The following is a 15,708-nucleotide window of genomic DNA, read 5'->3' as shown; positions in this document are numbered from 1 at the left end:
CTCCACGATGTCACGACCGAGCTCGACCGGGCCACTCCCACAAGATGATTCGGTGCAGTGAACCTTCAGTCGCGGGACTCGACAACGGGGTAGGTGCCGCTCGCGTACTCGGCACGGATGCGCTTCTTGTCGAACTTGCCGACCGAGGTCTTGGGCACCTCGTCGACGAAGGCCCAGCGTTCGGGCAGCTGCCACTTGGGCAGCAGATCCGCGAGGAAGGCGCGCTGCTGCCCGGCATCGGCGTCCCCGGCGTCCTTGACCACGGCCAGCACGAAGGGACGCTCGTCCCACTTCTCGTCCGGCACCGCCACCACCGCGGCCTCGGCGATCGCCGGATTGCTCATCACCGTGTTCTCGAGTTCGACGGAGCTGATCCACTCACCGCCGGTCTTGATCATGTCCTTGGTGCGGTCGACGATGGTCAGGAATCCGTCCGGGCTGATGGTCGCGACGTCACCGGTGCGCAGCCAGCCGTCGTGGAACTTCGACTCGTCGCTGACGTTGCCCTCGGGGGCGTAGTAGGCGCCGGTGATCCACGGCCCGCGCACCTCCAGCTCACCCGCGGATTCGCCGTCCCAGGGCTGCTCAGCACCCTCGTCGTCGATCAGGCGGGCCTGCACCGAGGCCGGGAAGCGGCCCTGGGTGACGCGGTAGGCGAACCGCTCCTGCGCATCGTCCACCCCGAACGGGGGCCGGGACACCGAACCCAGCGGCGAGGTCTCGGTCATGCCCCAGGCGTGGGTGATGCTCACCCCGAAACCGTCGAAGGTTCGGATCATGGACGGGGGCACGGCCGCTCCGCCGACCACGACCTCACGCAGGTGGGAGATGTCCTGTGGTTTGGTCGCCAGGACCGCCGCGACCCCGGCCCAGATGGTGGGTACCGCCGCGGCGAATGTGGGCTTGGCGGCGTCCATGATCTGCAGCAGAGGCTCGGGCTGGAGGAACCGGTCGGGCATGAGCAGGGTGATGCCGCTCATCATCGCCGCGAACGGCAGGCCCCAGGACATGACGTGGAACATGGGCACGATCGCCAGCACCGAATCGGCGTTGCCGAGAGCCATGCCCGACGACGAGTTCACCTGCATCGAGTGCAGCCAGATGCTGCGGTGGCTGTAGACGACGCCCTTCGGATCACCGGTGGTACCGGAGGTGTAGCACATCACTGCGGGAGCGCGTTCGTCCAGCTCGGGCCACTCGAAGGTGGTCGGTCGCCCGTCGAGCAGGTCGTCGAAGCCGTGCACGGTGACACCCTCTGGCGCTTCCAGCGCCTCCTTCGGGCCGTTCGCGACGATGACGTGCTCCACCTTCGGCGTGGAGGCGAGGTACTTGCTCAGCAACGGCGCCACCGAGGCGTCGACGATGATCACCCGGTCGTCGGCCTGGTCGATGATGAACACCGCCTGCTCCGGGGTCAGCCGCAGGTTCAGGGTGTGCAGCACCGCTCCCATCGCGGGGACGCCGGCATAGGCGACCTGGTGCTCGTTGTTGTTCCACATGAACGTGGCGACCCGGTCTCCGCGCTGCACCCCCAGGCCGGTGAGGGCGTGCGCCAGCTGGCAGGCGCGGTCGCCGACCTCGGCGAAGGACATGCGCCGCAGACCCTCTCCGGTCCAGGTGGCTACCGCGGCCTCGGGGAAGACGCGGCGGCTGTACTCGACCAGGCGAGCGATGGTCAGCTCGCCGTCCTGCATCGTTGTCTCGATCACGGCGTTGGACTACCTCTCGGGAGCTCGGATTCGCATGACCGGCCCCGCGCGCCGGCACCGGCTACTGGCTGGTGATCTGGTTGATCAGGCGCACGATCGACCTGGGTGCGAACTTACTCGAATTCGAGAGCACGGTGGTCATGATTCCGACCGAATAGTGGATTCGCGGCAGGAAGGGCAGTTGGACCTTGGGGTGCACCGAGTTCCACACCTGTTCGGCCACTTCCTCGGGGGTCAGGTTCACCCCCAGGGTCCGGGTGCTCTTGGCGTCGGTGTCGGCGAGGGCGGTCTTGGCCCACAGCGGCCAGATCGCGACCACCCGGATTCCGTGCTTCTCCCACTCGAGTTCGAGCGCCTCGGTGAAACCGGCGACGTAGAACTTGGTGGCACTGTAGGTGGCGATACCGGGCTGGCCGTAGATCGCCGAGGCGGAACTGATGTTCACCAGGTGCGCGCCCTTCTCACCGGCGAGGTAGGGCAGGGCGGCCTTGGCGCCGTAGGTGACTCCCAGGGCGTCGACGTCGATCTGCAGCTTCACCTGCTGCGGGGTGATCTCATCGAGGTCACCGCCGAAGAGCACGCCGGCGTTGTTGTCGAGCACCGTCAGCTTGCCCCCGGTGTGCGAGGTGAAGTCGGCCAGCGCCGCCTCCCACTGCCCGTAGTCGGTGACGTCCAGCCGACCGGTGACGATCTCCGGATGCTCGGCCTTGAGGTCGTCGAGTGCGGTCTGGTCGATGTCGTAGACGCCCACCGTCCATCCCTCGGACAGGAAACGCAGGGCGGTCGCGCGGCCGATGCCGACGGCGCCGCCGGAGATGAAGATCGAAGGCATATCGGGGACGCTACCAGCAGAGATGTGCGCAGTAAAGGGTCTATTGAATCGAACTCAACGAGCCGGACAGCGCGATGCATTCGATCGGATGCGCACCGGCGTGACATCATCGCGGCACCGCATTGCAGATGAACCGTCCCGCACCCGGGGCCCGGAGAGGAATTCATGAGCTCGCTCATCGCGAACCTGGACACCGCGCTCGCCTGGTTGAGCACACGCCTCTACGAGTCGCTGCTGATCTACCTCCTGCTCGGCGTGGGCCTGTACATGAGCCTGCGCACCCGCCTGGTGCAGGTTCGCATGTTCCCCCAGATGCTCAAGGCCATCGGCTCGTCCCGCTCGGACGCCGACGGCGGCATCTCGTCGTTCCAGGCCTTCTGCGTGGGCCTCGCCTCGCGTGTGGGCACCGGCAACATCGCCGGCGTGAGTGTGGCACTGGTGCTCGGCGGCCCGGGGTCGGTGTTCTGGATGTGGATGGTGGCGCTGGTCGGCATGGCCACCGCCTTCGTCGAGGCCACGCTCGCGCAGATGTTCAAGGTGCGCAATCCCGACGGCAGTTTTCGCGGCGGTCCCGCGTACTACATCCAGCGCGGGCTGGGCTCGCGCACGTGGGGCATCGTCTTCGCCGTGCTGCTGATCTTCGCCTTCGGTTTCGCGTTCAACATGTTGCAGGCCAACACGATCAGCGGCTCGCTGGCATCGACCTTCGAGATCGACTCGTCGTGGATCGCGGTGGGCCTGATGGTCTTCGCGGCGCCGATCTTCTACGGCGGTGTGCGCCGGGTCGCCAAGGTCTCCGAGATCATCCTGCCGGTCATGGCGCTGATCTACGTGGGCATGGCCCTGGTGATCGTGGCCCTGAACATCACCGCCTTCCCCGAGGTCATCCGGCAGATCGTGGCCGGTGCGTTCGGGCTCGACGAGGCTCTGGCCGGAACCGCCGGCGGCATCCTGGCCGCACTGCTCAACGGCGTCAAGCGCGGCCTGTTCTCGAACGAGGCCGGCATGGGCAGCGCCCCCAACACCGCGGCCACCGCCACCGTCTCGCATCCGGTCAAGCAGGGCCTGATCCAGTCCTTCGGCGTCTTCGTCGACACCATCGTCGTGTGCACCGCCACCGCGTTCATCGTGCTCGTCTCCGGCGTCTACCAGCCGGGAGTCAGTCCCGACGGTGACGGCGGCGCGGTGCTGACCCAGAACTCGGTCGCCGCCTCGCTCGGAACCTGGACGACGGTGCCGATGGCCCTGCTGGTGTTCGTCTTCGCCTTCTCCTCGATCATCGGCAACTACTCGTACGCCGAGATCAACCTGAACTTCCTGGGCCTGCAGGGCTCTCGACTGCGGGTGCTGCAGACCCTGGTGCTGGCCGCCGTCGGATTCGGCGCACTGGCCAAGCTGGAGACGGTGTGGATGCTCGCGGACGTGGCGATGGCGCTCATGGCCACCGTGAACCTGATCGCGATCACTCTGCTCGGCCGGTGGGCCTTCGGGGCGCTGCGCGATTACGACGCCATGCGCCGCTCCGGCCAGGACGTGCGCTTCGTCGGTCGCGGCAACCCGCACCTGCCCGGCGACCTGCCCGGAGACGTCTGGGACCCGGTGGAGCCGGCGGACACCGTCCGGACCCGCGCCTGACACCGGCACGTCCGGTACCGCCGGGCCCGGCTCCGGCGCGGGTCAGGCGGCGACGATCATGCGCTGCACGCGCTGCAGGATCTCCTCGATCTGCTCGTCGGTGGCGATGGACTGGCCGCCACTGAGTGCGGCGTTGAAGTAGAGCCCGTCACCGACCAGCATCACCGCACGGGCCGCGGCCTCATCCGGAACCTGCTCGAGGAGCACACCGAGCCAGCGCTGTTGGATCTCCAACAGCGCGGCTTGGGCCCTCGGGTTCGCACCCTGGCTCAGCCGCAGCATCGCGATGATCAGCCGATCGAGGTCGGTGTCGCCGAAGCACGAGGTGCGCACGTAATAGGCGGCGGCACCCTCGGGTGCGGCACGCATCAGATCGAGATCGTCGCCGACGAGACCGTCGAGCCAGTCGACGATGCCCTCCACCAGAGCGTCCTTCGACCCGAAGTGGTACAGCAGACCGCCCTTGCTGACACCCGCCTCGGCGGCCACTGCTTCGAGGGTCGCAGCGCGTTCGCCCTGCTCGATGAGTATCCGGACGAAGGATTCAAGCAGCTTGGCGCGTGCAGCGGGCGGAGGTGGCACGACAGGAATGGTAGCCGGGTTTCGCCGTCCTCGTTTCTGTACCGTCCGGCTGGTACAGTAACCATGGTCGAACCACTCGAACTCGAACGGAAAGCCATGACCTGCACCATCCCCACGACCTCACCCGGCCCGACCCGCGCCACGGCGCGCGAATGGTGTGCGCTCGCCGTGCTGATGTTCCCGGTGCTGCTGGTCTCCATCGACGGCACGGTGCTGAGCTTCGCGCTGCCCTCGATCGCCGCCACGCTGAGCCCCTCCGCGGCGCAACAGTTGTGGATCGTGGACGTCTATCCGCTGGTCCTGGCGGGTCTGCTGGTGTCCATGGGCAGCCTCGGCGACCGGTTCGGCCGCCGCCGCCTGCTCCTGATCGGTTCCACCGGTTTCGCCGCGATGTCGGTGGTGGCCGCGTACTCCCCCACCGCGACCGCACTGATCGCGGCGCGCGCGGGCCTGGGCTTCTTCGGCGCGATGCTCATGCCGTCGACGCTGTCGTTGTTGCGGAACATCTTCGTCGACCCGCAGCAGCGACGGCTCGCCATCGCCGTGTGGGCCTCGTTCTTCGCTGCGGGCGCGGCCCTCGGCCCGATCGTCGGCGGCTTCCTCCTGGAGCACTTCTGGTGGGGTTCGGTGTTCCTGATGGCCGTTCCGGTGCTGATCCCACTCCTGGTCCTGGCGCCGATGTGCGTGCCGGAGTCCCGGGACAGCGCTCCGGGGCGGATCGATCCGGTATCGATCGCACTCTCACTGCTCGCCCTCACCCCGGTCGTCTACGCGGTCAAGGCGGCGGCCAAGGGCGGCGTCGCGGCGGCACTCGCGGCGCTGCTGCTGGGAGTCGTCGCGACCTGGCTGTTCGTCCGCCGGCAGCTCCGTCGCCCGGACCCGATGCTGGACGTGCGACTGTTCGCCGACCGCACCTTCTCCGGCGCCGTGGCGGTGAACCTGATCAGCATCTTCTCGCTGGTCGGATTCATGTTCTTCGTCGCGCAGCACCTGCAGTTGGTAGCCGGTATGAGCCCGATGACCTCCGGTTGGGCACTGGTCCCGGGCCTGATCACCATGGTGATCGCGGGCTTGTACGTGGTGCGGCTGGTACGCCGGATCGCCCCCTCCACGGTGATCGTGGCGGGCATGCTCGTCTCCGCCGCCGCCTACGCGGTGGTCGCCGTCTTCATCTCCCCGGACACCACGGTCGCACTGCTCGTGGCGTTCGCCATGCTCGGTGCCGGAATCGGTGCGGCGGAGACCCTCTCCAACGATCTGATCGTCTCCTCGGTGCCGGCGGACAAGGCCGGAGCCGCCTCGGCGGTCTCGGAGACGGCGTACGAGCTGGGCTCGGTGCTCGGTACCGCGATCCTCGGTTCCATCCTGGCTGCGGGTTACGCAGCCGATCTGGCCCTGCCCGAGGGGCTGGACGCCGATCAGGCGCGGGCGGCCGGCGAGACCCTCGCCGGGGCGCACCATGTGGCCGGCACCCTGCCGGCCGAGACCGGCGCCGAGCTGATGCGGGCGGCGGCTCAGTCCTTCGACGTCGGGGTGAGCACCACGTCGGCGATCGGAGCGGCGCTGATGCTGGCCGCGGCGGTGATCGCGAGGCACACGCTGCGGGCACCGTCGGCGTCGACGGCACGCACCGAGGCGCTGTAGTCCCGTAGCCGGCGGGCCGCGGCGGTGGCCGCCTCGGCGTGGCCGGTGAGCGCCGCCGCCGCTCGCTGCGCGAAGGCAGCCGTCTCCGGGTCCGCCGCGAGGCGCCGCCAGTACGCGGCCCGTTCGGTGAAGTCGTCCGCGGCGCGGTCCCAGTCCGCGGCGAGGGCGGAGATCTCGCCGATGTCCACGGCGTCAGCGGGCATGGGCACCTCCGGTGAGAATCGCGGCGAACGCCGCCAGTGACGGCGATCCCTCGTCGAAGTAACCGGAGTGCGCGGCGAAGCCGAACCCCGTCGGCCCCTCCGCGGCGACCGGGGTGGCACCGAACGCGGCGGCGGCCGGGTCCCGTCCGAGTCCGAGCTCGACGCCGAAGACCTTGCGCAGGGCCTGCCCGGCACCGTCGGTCGAGCCCACCTTGGCGACCGGGTCGTCGGAGTCGCGAGCCGCGAACACCGGCACCGCCAGCTCGCTCGCCGAACGCACCGGCCCCGCGCCGGGGGCTCCCAGCAGCACCATCGCGTCGACGGTGCCCGCGAGCGCCCCACCCGAACCGGCGGTGGCCGCTGTGGTGGCGCCGTAGCTGTGCCCGAAGACCACGATCCGCGGATCGTCGGGACGCAGCCGGGCCAGATCCTCGAGATCGGCCCGCAGTTCCCGGGCGCCGCGCCGCGCATGCACACCGGTGAGCACCTGCACCGGCGCCGCCCGTCCCGATGGGGCGTCGTAGCCGATCCAGGCCACCGTCGCCGTCGGACGGGTGGGGTCGGCGCGGCGCGCCGCCACCTGCAACCGCGCGGCGTTGTGGGTGACCGCTCCGATCGAGGCGGCGGTGGTACCCATTCCGGGTACCACGATTCCGATGTTCTGCGCGGTGTCGAGATCGCCGATGGACACCACCACGTTGCCGTCGCCGCCGTACGCGCCCGGGTCGTACTCGAACAACTGCACCGTCTCGCCGCCGCGGGACAGCTCGGCGAGCCGGGCGTCGATGGTCTCCAGCGTCCGCAGCCGCGCGTCCTGCCCGGCGGTGCGCCGCCGTCCACGCAGATCGCGCAGGTCAGCGGCGAGCCGGGCCCGGTTGTCACGGTCCCGCTGCGCGGCGGACGCCGGGCGCCCGGGAACCGGGACCGGCAACCGCGGCGGCCCTCCCGGACTCGGTCCGGACAGCGGCACCCGGGCGGGCGGTTCAGTTCCGGGCCGCACGGCGGAGGGAAGGTCGATCGAGGCGAGCCGCGCCGCGAGATCGTCTCCACCGCTGCGGATCTCGGACACCGCTCGGTCGAGAGCCGCGTGCAACTGCGCCGCCGCCCGGGCCTCACGATCGGCCCACCGCCGGTACGCGTGCGCGGGCTCGCCCCGCCACGTCGCCGCTCGGACGACCACCGTTCCGTCAGGCATGGCGTCAGGTTAGGCCGGACCGCTCCCGTCGCCCGGCGCCGACGACGCGCAGATCGCCCCCCATCCACAGGACCGCGGTCCTCCACAGGACACCCACCCGAGCCGGGCGAACAACTACGCTGGACGTATGCGCATCGGTGCCCATGTCCGCAGCGACACCCACCCCGTCGAGACCGCCGCCGAGCTCGGGGTGGACGTGATCCAGATGTTCGTCTCGGATCCGCAGAGCTGGCGCAAGCCCGAGCCCCACCCGCAGGCCGAGGCGCTCCGGGATTCCCCGCTGGAGATCGTGGTGCACTCGGCGTACGTGATCAACGTGGCCAGCCTGAACAACCGGCTGCGAATGCCCTCGCGCAAGGCGGTGGAGCAGCAGGCCGCCGCCGCCGGGGAACTCGGCGCGTTCGGGCTGGTGGTGCACGGCGGTCACCTACGCGAAGGCGAGGATCTGGCGGCCGGGATCGAGAACTGGAAGAAATTGTTCACCCGCCAGGAGGACAAGGGCGGGTTCGACGTGCCGATCCTGATCGAGAACACCGCGGGCGGTGATGCGGCGATCGCCCGCCAGCTGGAGACCATCGACCGGCTGTGGGACGCCGTCGGCGAACACGGCGCGGGCTTCTGCCTGGACACCTGCCACGCCTGGGCCGGCGGTGAGGAACTGCTCGGCATCGTCGAGCGGGTGATGGCGATCACCGGCCGGATCGACCTGGTGCACCTGAACAACTCCCGTGACGACTTCGACTCCGCCCGGGACCGGCACGCGAATCTACAGTCCGGCACCATCGATCCGGACCTGCTGGCCGATGTCGCCCGCGCCGCCGGGGCACCGGTCATCCTGGAGACGCCCGCCGAGGGGCTCGCCGACGACGTCGCCTATCTGAAGGACGCACTGCTGTGAACGCCGACGACTGGGACGACCGCTACCGCGCCACCGACCTGATCTGGGGCGCACCCCCCGACCCGTTCCTGGTGGAACAGGCCACCGTGCTACCGCCCGGCCGCGCCCTCGACATCGGCGCCGGCGAGGGCCGGCACGCGCTGTGGCTGGCCACCCGCGCGTGGGACGTCACCGCCGTCGACTTCTCGCGCGTGGGCCTGGACAAGGCTGCGACGGTGGCCGCACGGGCGCCCCGCACCGTCCGGGCCCGCCTGCACTGGACACCGCTGGACGTGACCGTCGACCCGATCCCGGACCCGCCCTACGACCTCGCACTGTGGGCGTTCGTGCATCCGGAGCCGGAGCATCGGGCCGCGTCGATCGCCAAGGTGACCCGGGCGCTCGCGCCCGGCGGGATCCTGCTGCTGCTCACGCACGAGAAGGCCCCCTCGCATCCGGGCCTGCCGACCATCGGAGCGGCCGAGGTGTCCGAGGCGCTGCCCGCGGACATGGTGGTCGAGCACGTTCAGTGGCGGGAAAGTGATCCACACCACGGAACAGGTACTGACCTGGTGGTTCGCGCTCGGCGGCGACACGAGTAGCGAAGGTGGACAACGCGCCGGGGGCACTTGTTTCCGCGACCGGCCGCAGGTTATTCTTTTGATATTACCGGGTGGTAACTTACCGGCAGGTAACAGTCCGACAGCCTGATCTGAGAAGGTGGAACAGCCCCATGGGTCATTACAAGAGCAACGTCCGCGACATCGAGTTCAACCTCTTCGAGGATCTCGGTGTCGGTGAGGTGCTGGCGTCCGGTGCGTACGGCGACCTCGACGAGGACACCGCCAAGGAGATGCTGCGCGAGGCCGCCCGTCAGGCCGAGGGCCCGATCGCGGAGTCCTTCGCCGAGGCCGACCGCAACCCGCCGGTCTTCAACCCGGAGACCCACGAGGTCACCATCAACGAGGCCTTCAAGAAGTCGCAGGCGTTCTTCTCCGACGGTGGCTGGGCCTACCTCGGCCTCAACGAGGAGCTCGGCGGCACCGACGTGCCCCGCTCGCTGTACTGGGGCATCGGCGAGATGTTCCTCGGCGCCAACCCGCCCGTCTTCATGTTCGCCGCGGGCCCCGGCTTCGCGCAGATCCTCTTCGACGAGGGCACCGACGAGCAGAAGAAGTGGGCCAAGATCTGCGCCGAGCGCAACTGGAACGCCACCATGGTGCTCACCGAGCCGGACGCCGGCTCGGACGTGGGCGCCGGCCGCACCAAGGCCATCAAGCAGGAGGACGGCTCCTGGCACATCGAGGGCGTCAAGCGCTTCATCACCTCCGCCGTGATGGACGGCATGTTCGAGTCCACCTTCCACCTGGTGCTGGCCCGCCCCGAGGGCGGCGCCCCCGGCACCAAGGGCCTGGGCCTGTACTTCGTTCCGAAGTTCCACTTCGACGAGGAGGGCAACCTCGGCGAGGAGAACGGCGTCTACGTCACCGGCGTCGAGCACAAGATGGGCATCAAGTCCTCCACCACCTGTGAGGTCACCTTCGGCGGCCACGGCAAGCCCGCCAAGGGCTGGCTGGTCGGCGAGGAGATCAAGGGCATCGCGCAGATGTTCAAGGTGATCGAGCACGCCCGGATGATGGTGGGCACCAAGGCCATCGGCACCCTGTCGACCGGCTACCTGAACGCGCTGGAGTACGCCAAGGAGCGCATCCAGGGTGCCGACCTGACCCAGATGACCGACAAGACCGCGCCGCGGGTGAGCATCACCCACCACCCGGACGTGCGTCGCTCGCTGCTGACCCAGAAGGCCTACGCCGAGGGCCTGCGTGCGGTCTACCTCTACACCGCCGCGCACCAGGACGTCCGCACCGCGACCCCGGTCTCCGGCGCCGACGCCGAGATGGCCTACAAGATCAACGACCTGCTGCTGCCGATCGTCAAGGGCGTCGGCTCCGAGCGCGCCTTCACCCTGCTCGGCCAGGAGTCGCTGCAAACCTTCGGCGGCTCGGGCTTCCTGCAGGACTACCCGATCGAGCAGTACGTCCGCGACTCGAAGATCGACTCGCTGTACGAGGGCACCACCGCCATCCAGGCCCAGGACTTCTTCTTCCGCAAGATCCTCCGGGACCGCGGCGCGGCCCTGGGCCACGTGGCCGGCGAGGTCACCAAGTTCATCGAGGCCAATATCGACGGCCCGTTCGCCGAGCAGGTGGCGCAGCTCAAGACCGCCGCCGAGGACGTGCAGGCGATGGCCGCCACGCTCACCGGTTTCGCGCTCGCCTCGCAGCAGGAGCCCAAGGAGCTGTACAAGGTGGGCCTGGGCTCGGTGCGCTTCCTGATGGCCTTCGGCGACCTGATGGTCGGCTGGCGCCTGCTGCACCAGGCCGTCGTCGCGCAGGCCAAGCTCGACGGTGGCGCCACCGGTGCCGACAAGTCCTTCTACGAGGGCAAGGTGGGCGTCGCGAAGTTCTTCGCCGCGAACATGCTGCCGCAGCTGACCTCGATCAAGGAGATCATCGCCGCGGTCAACAACGATCCGATGGACCTCGACGAGGCCGCGTTCTGATCGTCGCCGCCGTCAGCGGTAGATAGACCTCGAGGGCGCCCCGACCGGATCCGGTCGGGGCGCCCTCACCCGTTCCCGGGCACCGTAGGATCGGAAGACCCGGCCTGCGACACGATCAGCGGAGAGCACTCGGATGGCGCCAGCAGAGCAGCGGATTCCCGCGCTCACCGGCCTGCGGGCGGTGGCGGCGCTCGGGGTGTGCATCACGCACGCCGCGTTCTGGGCCGGCGATTTCCGCCCCGATCTGCTCGGGGCGGCCTACGCGCGGCTGGAGACAGCGGTACCGGTGTTCTTCGCCCTCTCCGGATTCCTCCTGGTGCGGCCCTGGGTGCGGGCCGCTCGCGGCGACGGGCACCGCCCGGACCTGCGCCGGTACCTCACGGCCCGGGCCTGGCGGATCCTGCCCGCCTACTGGATCGTGGTCACCGTCGTCTACCTGATCTACCTGTGGCGCAGCGACGACTCGACCTCCGGTCACGGACCGGGCGGCTACCTGCGACACCTGCTGCTGGTGCAGATCTACGGCGTGGGGCACGTGCATTCCGGCCTGACCCAGATGTGGAGCATGTGCGTGGAAGTGGTGTTCTACCTGCTGCTGCCACTACTGGGACTGTGGCTGATCCGGGTGCGCCCGCGGCTGTGGATCGTGCCCGCGACGATGCTGGCGTTCTCGGTGGGCTGGCTGACCCTGGTGATCGCGACGGAGGTCTTCGGCAAGACCGCACGGTCCTGGCCGCCCGGGTACGCCGCGGCCTTCGCGGCCGGGATCACGGTGGCGCTGTTGGTCGATCGAGTGCGGTTGCCACGACTGCCGCTGCTGCTGGTCGCCGCGCTGGCCTACGGGGTGCTGCTGACACCGGCGGCCGGACCGATCGACCTGTCACTGCCCTCCCCCGCGCAGGGGGTGCTCAAGTACCTGCTGGAGGCGCTGATCGGTGGGCTGCTGGTGGCCGCGTTCGCCACCGGACGGCCGGGCCCGCTGGGCTCACGGCCGATGGTGTGGCTGGGGTCGATCAGCTACGAGTACTTCCTGATCCACGTGATGGTGCTGGATCTGGTGGTGCGCGATGTCTTCGACTGGCCGCTGTTCACCGGCTCGACCTGGGTGATCGTCGCGGTGACGTCGGTGATCACGGTGCCCCTGGCGTGGGCGCTGAGCCGTGCGGTGGAGCGGCTGCGCGCCGCCGGATCCCGCGGCTAACGGCGCAGTACCGCCGTCACGGCGTCGATCAGCTCGCGCCGCTTGGCCGACGGGGCCTCCCACAGTTTGCCGGTCAGCGATTCCAGCGCCGCGACCTTGGGTTCGAGTTCGCCCAGGGCCTTCGTGCGCTCCTCACCGCTGAGTTGCGCGGCGGCGATGATCGCATCGTCGAGCTCGAAGACCGCCTCGTCGAGGTCGGCGAGGTCGGTCTCCGGCCCGGCGATCGCCGAATCCGCGGGCGGGGGCACCGCCGGAGCGTAGGCGCCGCGGTGCACGTCCGCGATGGCGTAGCGAGTGCGTTGATGCAGTCTGGCCTCGGTCGAGGTGGACGTCGACCATTCGGCCGGAGCACGGCCGGGGCGGCCGGGGATCAGATCGGTGGACTTCGCGAAGTCCTGGATCTGCTTGTTCGAGCTGCGCACGAACCAGAGCACACCGATCAACGTGAGAACGGCGACAACGGCCACCGCCCCGACGATGAGGATCCCGACGTTCATACCGCCCCGTCCGTCCCGGTCAGCCCTCGATGATGGCGACGATACCCTGGCCGCCGGCGGCGCAGATCGAGATCAGGGCGCGACCGCCACCGTTCTCGTGGATCTGCTTGGCCACCGAGGCCACCATGCGGCCACCGGTCGCGGCGAACGGGTGACCGGCCGCCAGCGAGGAGCCGTTGACGTTCAGCTTGGCCCGGTCGATCGCGCCGAGCGGCTTGTCCAGACCCAGGCGGTTCTTGCAGTACTCGGGCGACTCCCAGGCCTGCAGCGTGGCCAGGACCACCGAGGCGAAGGCCTCGTGGATCTCGTAGAAGTCGAAGTCCTGCAGGGTCAGGCCGTTGCGGGCGAGCATCTTCGCCACCGCGTAGGTCGGCGCCATGAGCAGGCCGTCCTCGCCGCCGACGTAATCGACGGCCGAGTACTCGACGTCCTTGAGGTAGGCGAGCACCGGCAGCCCGCGCTCCTTGGCCCACTCATCGCTCGAGATCAGCACCGTCGAGGCACCGTCGGTGAGCGGGGTGGAGTTGCCGGCGGTCATCGTCGCATCGCCGAGCGAGACGCCGAAGACGGGCTTGAGGGTGGCGAGCTTCTCCACGGTCGAGCCGGGGCGCAGGTTGTCGTCCCGGGTCAGGCCGAGGTACGGGGTGATCAGGTCCTCGAAGAAGCCGCGGTCGTAGGCGGCGGCCATGTTCGTGTGGCTGAGGTAGGCCAGCTCGTCCTGGTCGGCGCGGGCGACGCCCATCTCCTTGGCGGTGATGGCGGCGTGCTCACCCATCGACATGCCGGTACGCGGCTCGCCGTTGCGGGGGATGTCCAGGCCCAGGTTCGCCGGGAGCTTGCCGAGCAGCTTGACCCGATCGACGGTGGTCTTGGCGCGGTTGACCTCCAGCAGCACCTTGCGCATGCCCTCGGAGACGCCGATCGGGGCGTCGGAGGTGGTGTCCACACCGCCACCGACGGCGGCCTCGTAGCGACCGAGCGCGATGCCCGAAGCCGCGGCGTTGATCGCCTGCAGGCCGGTGGCGCAGGCCTGCTGCACGTCGAACGCGGGGGTGTAGGGGCTCAGGGGGCTGCTGAGCACCGACTCGCGGATCAGGTTGAAGTCACGGCTGTGCTTGAGCACGGCGCCGCCGACCACGGTGCCGAGCTGCTCGCCCTGCAGGTTGAACCGGCTCACCAGGCCGTTGAGGGCTGCGGTGAACATGTCCTGGTTGCTGGCCTTGGCGTAGGCGCGGTCAGAACGGGCGAAGGGGATGCGGTTGCCGCCGAGGATGGCGACCGGCCGGGTTTCGATGTTTGCCACGGTTTCTCCCTGGAATCTGAGGGTTGCTACTACCGAGTATTCTTACTCTGGAGTAAGTTGCTTGTCGATAGCCTATCGGAACCCCCACGGATGAGGTACCCCACATGCCTGATGCACCCAGCACGGACTTCTACGCGGCCTTCGTGAAGTCGGGACCCGGCTCCTTCCTGGCGAGCCGCCTCGGCCTGCCCCAGCCTCCCACGCTACGCCGCTACCAGGCCGGTAAGCCCGCTCTCACCGGACCGGTCCTGCTCGGCGGCAAGGGCCGCCTGGTGGAGCCGGTTCGCGAGCTTCTCGCCGATTACGACCTGGTGGTCAACAACGGCAGCGCCCGCGGCTCCGAGAAGCTCGGCGGCGCCGTCTTCGACGCCACCGGCATCACCTCGATCGACGAGCTGATCGGTCTGTACGAGTTCTTCGCCCCGCAGATGCGCTCGCTCGGCAACAGCGCCCGCCTGGTCGTCCTCGGCACCACTCCGGAGCTGATCGAGAACGTCGACGAGCACATCGCCGCGCGCGCCCTCGAGGGTTTCACCCGTTCGGTGGCCAAGGAGCTGCGCGACGGCGCCACCGCCCAGCTGGTCTACGTGCACCCGGACGCCGCCACCGGCGCCTCGGGCCTGGCCTCGACGCTGCGCTTCCTGCTCTCGGGCAAGTCGGCGTACGTCGACGCCCAGGTGATCCGTGTGACCGAGCGTGACGCACAGGCGCCTGCCGACTGGGACAAGCCGCTGGCCGGCAAGGTCGCCCTGGTCACCGGTGCCGCCCGCGGCATCGGCGCCACCATCGCCGAGGTGCTCTCGCGCGACGGTGCCCACGTCATCGCCGCCGACATCCCCGCCGCCGGCGAGGCCCTCTCGGCCGTGGCGAACAAGATCGGCGGCACGGCACTGCCGCTCGACGTGACCGCCGCCGACGCCGGGCAGAAGGTCGCCGAGCTGGTCAAGACCCGCCACAAGGGTCTGGACATCATCGTCAACAACGCCGGCATCACCCGCGACAAGCTGCTCGCCAACATGGACGAGGGCCGCTGGAACTCGGTCATGGCGGTGAACCTGAAGGCGCCGAAGCAACTGGTGGACGCCCTGCTGGAGGCCGACGCACTGAACGAGGGCGGCTCCGTCGTGGACGTCTCCTCGATCGCCGGTATCGCCGGTAACCGCGGACAGACCAACTACGGCGCCACCAAGGCCGGCGTGATCGGCATCGTCGACGCCTACGCCCCGATCCTGGCGAAGAAGAACATCACCATCAACGCGGTCGCCCCCGGTTTCATCGAGACCGCCATGACCGCCGCGATCCCGCTGGCCACCCGCCAGGCCGGCCGCCTGATGAACTCGCTGCAGCAGGGCGGCCAGACCGTGGACGTGGCCGAGACCGTGGCCTACTTCGCCGCGCCCAGCTCGAACGCGGTGACCGGCAACGTCGTGCGCGTGTGCGGTCAGAGCCTGCTGGGAGCCTGAT

At 69.3% G+C, this 15,708-nt stretch carries 13 protein-coding genes; 7 read left to right on the top strand and 6 right to left on the bottom strand.

What is annotated here, in order from left to right; genetic code table 11:
• Positions 1–65 precede the first annotated feature (65 nt).
• Both ACYVHG_RS08470 and ACYVHG_RS08465 read right to left on the bottom strand, forming a co-directional pair.
• Entirely contained in the window at positions 66–1,694 is a 1,629-nt protein-coding gene (locus ACYVHG_RS08470; protein ID WP_461167628.1) for a long-chain fatty acid--CoA ligase, read from the bottom strand.
• A gap of 76 nt (positions 1,695–1,770) precedes the next feature.
• Positions 1,771–2,541 carry an SDR family oxidoreductase gene (locus tag ACYVHG_RS08465; RefSeq protein ID WP_461167012.1) on the bottom strand — a complete coding sequence of 257 codons (771 nt, stop codon included), beginning with the start codon at positions 2,539–2,541 and terminating at the stop codon, positions 1,771–1,773.
• A 165-nt stretch (positions 2,542–2,706) separates the two neighbouring features.
• On the opposite strand from ACYVHG_RS08465, the gene ACYVHG_RS08460 reads away from it, so the two are divergent.
• Positions 2,707–4,176 (top strand): alanine/glycine:cation symporter family protein, encoded by a 1,470-nt coding sequence (locus tag ACYVHG_RS08460; RefSeq protein WP_461167011.1) that lies wholly within the window; start codon positions 2,707–2,709, stop codon positions 4,174–4,176.
• A gap of 42 nt (positions 4,177–4,218) precedes the next feature.
• On the opposite strand, the gene ACYVHG_RS08455 is transcribed toward ACYVHG_RS08460, so the two are convergent.
• Entirely contained in the window at positions 4,219–4,758 is a 540-nt protein-coding gene (locus ACYVHG_RS08455) for a TetR/AcrR family transcriptional regulator (protein WP_461167010.1), read from the bottom strand.
• Between the two features lie 63 nt (positions 4,759–4,821).
• On the opposite strand from ACYVHG_RS08455, the gene ACYVHG_RS08450 reads away from it, so the two are divergent.
• Complete coding sequence (locus ACYVHG_RS08450) at positions 4,822–6,402, top strand: MFS transporter (protein WP_461167009.1); 1,581 nt, start codon at positions 4,822–4,824, stop codon at positions 6,400–6,402.
• A 192-nt stretch (positions 6,403–6,594) separates the two neighbouring features.
• On the opposite strand, the gene ACYVHG_RS08445 is transcribed toward ACYVHG_RS08450, so the two are convergent.
• On the bottom strand, positions 6,595–7,800 hold the full coding sequence (locus ACYVHG_RS08445) for an alpha/beta hydrolase (RefSeq protein WP_461167008.1): 1,206 nt from the start codon (positions 7,798–7,800) through the stop codon (positions 6,595–6,597).
• Positions 7,801–7,927: 127 nt separating this feature from the next.
• On the opposite strand from ACYVHG_RS08445, the gene ACYVHG_RS08440 reads away from it, so the two are divergent.
• The 4 genes from ACYVHG_RS08440 to ACYVHG_RS08425 all read left to right on the top strand — a co-directional run bounded on the left by ACYVHG_RS08440 (position 7,928) and on the right by ACYVHG_RS08425 (position 12,444).
• On the top strand, positions 7,928–8,698 hold the full coding sequence (locus ACYVHG_RS08440; protein WP_461167007.1) for a deoxyribonuclease IV: 771 nt from the start codon (positions 7,928–7,930) through the stop codon (positions 8,696–8,698).
• On the top strand, positions 8,695–9,279 hold the full coding sequence (locus ACYVHG_RS08435; protein ID WP_461167006.1) for a class I SAM-dependent methyltransferase: 585 nt from the start codon (positions 8,695–8,697) through the stop codon (positions 9,277–9,279). The genes ACYVHG_RS08440 and ACYVHG_RS08435 overlap by 4 nt, the downstream gene beginning before the upstream one ends.
• Before the next feature lie 131 nt (positions 9,280–9,410).
• A complete protein-coding gene (locus ACYVHG_RS08430; RefSeq protein ID WP_461167005.1) occupies positions 9,411–11,243 on the top strand; it encodes an acyl-CoA dehydrogenase in 1,833 nt (610 codons plus the stop codon).
• A gap of 133 nt (positions 11,244–11,376) precedes the next feature.
• Positions 11,377–12,444 carry an acyltransferase family protein gene (locus ACYVHG_RS08425; protein ID WP_461167004.1) on the top strand — a complete coding sequence of 356 codons (1,068 nt, stop codon included), beginning with the start codon at positions 11,377–11,379 and terminating at the stop codon, positions 12,442–12,444.
• Here the strand turns inward: ACYVHG_RS08425 and ACYVHG_RS08420 are convergent.
• Complete coding sequence (locus ACYVHG_RS08420; RefSeq protein ID WP_461167003.1) at positions 12,441–12,941, bottom strand: hypothetical protein; 501 nt, start codon at positions 12,939–12,941, stop codon at positions 12,441–12,443. The two genes, ACYVHG_RS08425 and ACYVHG_RS08420, sit on opposite strands and share 4 nt — an antisense overlap.
• A gap of 19 nt (positions 12,942–12,960) precedes the next feature.
• Positions 12,961–14,244, bottom strand: a complete 1,284-nt coding sequence (locus tag ACYVHG_RS08415; RefSeq protein ID WP_461167002.1) for an acetyl-CoA C-acetyltransferase — start codon at positions 14,242–14,244, stop codon at positions 12,961–12,963.
• Positions 14,245–14,348: 104 nt separating this feature from the next.
• Here ACYVHG_RS08415 and ACYVHG_RS08410 point away from each other — a divergent pair, with 104 nt between their 5' ends.
• Positions 14,349–15,707, top strand: coding sequence for a 3-oxoacyl-ACP reductase (locus tag ACYVHG_RS08410; protein ID WP_461167001.1), 1,359 nt, complete (start codon positions 14,349–14,351; stop codon positions 15,705–15,707).
• Position 15,708: the final 1 nt, after the last annotated feature.

The sequence above is a fragment of the Tsukamurella serpentis genome (assembly GCF_054780975.1).
This window is presented reverse-complemented; position numbering and strand designations above follow the sequence as displayed.

What these genes read in the sequence shown, in the direction of transcription:
- ACYVHG_RS08470 (WP_461167628.1), bottom strand. Translation starts at nt 1,694, where the DNA reads ATGCAGGACGGCGAGCTGACCATCGCTCGCCTGGTCGAGTACAGCCGC.
- ACYVHG_RS08465 (WP_461167012.1), bottom strand. Translation starts at nt 2,541, where the DNA reads ATGCCTTCGATCTTCATCTCCGGCGGCGCCGTCGGCATCGGCCGCGCG.
- ACYVHG_RS08460 (WP_461167011.1), top strand. Translation starts at nt 2,707, where the DNA reads ATGAGCTCGCTCATCGCGAACCTGGACACCGCGCTCGCCTGGTTGAGC.
- ACYVHG_RS08450 (WP_461167009.1), top strand. Translation starts at nt 4,822, where the DNA reads ATGGTCGAACCACTCGAACTCGAACGGAAAGCCATGACCTGCACCATC.
- ACYVHG_RS08445 (WP_461167008.1), bottom strand. Translation starts at nt 7,800, where the DNA reads ATGCCTGACGGAACGGTGGTCGTCCGAGCGGCGACGTGGCGGGGCGAG.
- ACYVHG_RS08440 (WP_461167007.1), top strand. Translation starts at nt 7,928, where the DNA reads ATGCGCATCGGTGCCCATGTCCGCAGCGACACCCACCCCGTCGAGACC.
- ACYVHG_RS08430 (WP_461167005.1), top strand. Translation starts at nt 9,411, where the DNA reads ATGGGTCATTACAAGAGCAACGTCCGCGACATCGAGTTCAACCTCTTC.
- ACYVHG_RS08425 (WP_461167004.1), top strand. Translation starts at nt 11,377, where the DNA reads ATGGCGCCAGCAGAGCAGCGGATTCCCGCGCTCACCGGCCTGCGGGCG.
- ACYVHG_RS08420 (WP_461167003.1), bottom strand. Translation starts at nt 12,941, where the DNA reads ATGAACGTCGGGATCCTCATCGTCGGGGCGGTGGCCGTTGTCGCCGTT.
- ACYVHG_RS08410 (WP_461167001.1), top strand. Translation starts at nt 14,349, where the DNA reads ATGCCTGATGCACCCAGCACGGACTTCTACGCGGCCTTCGTGAAGTCG.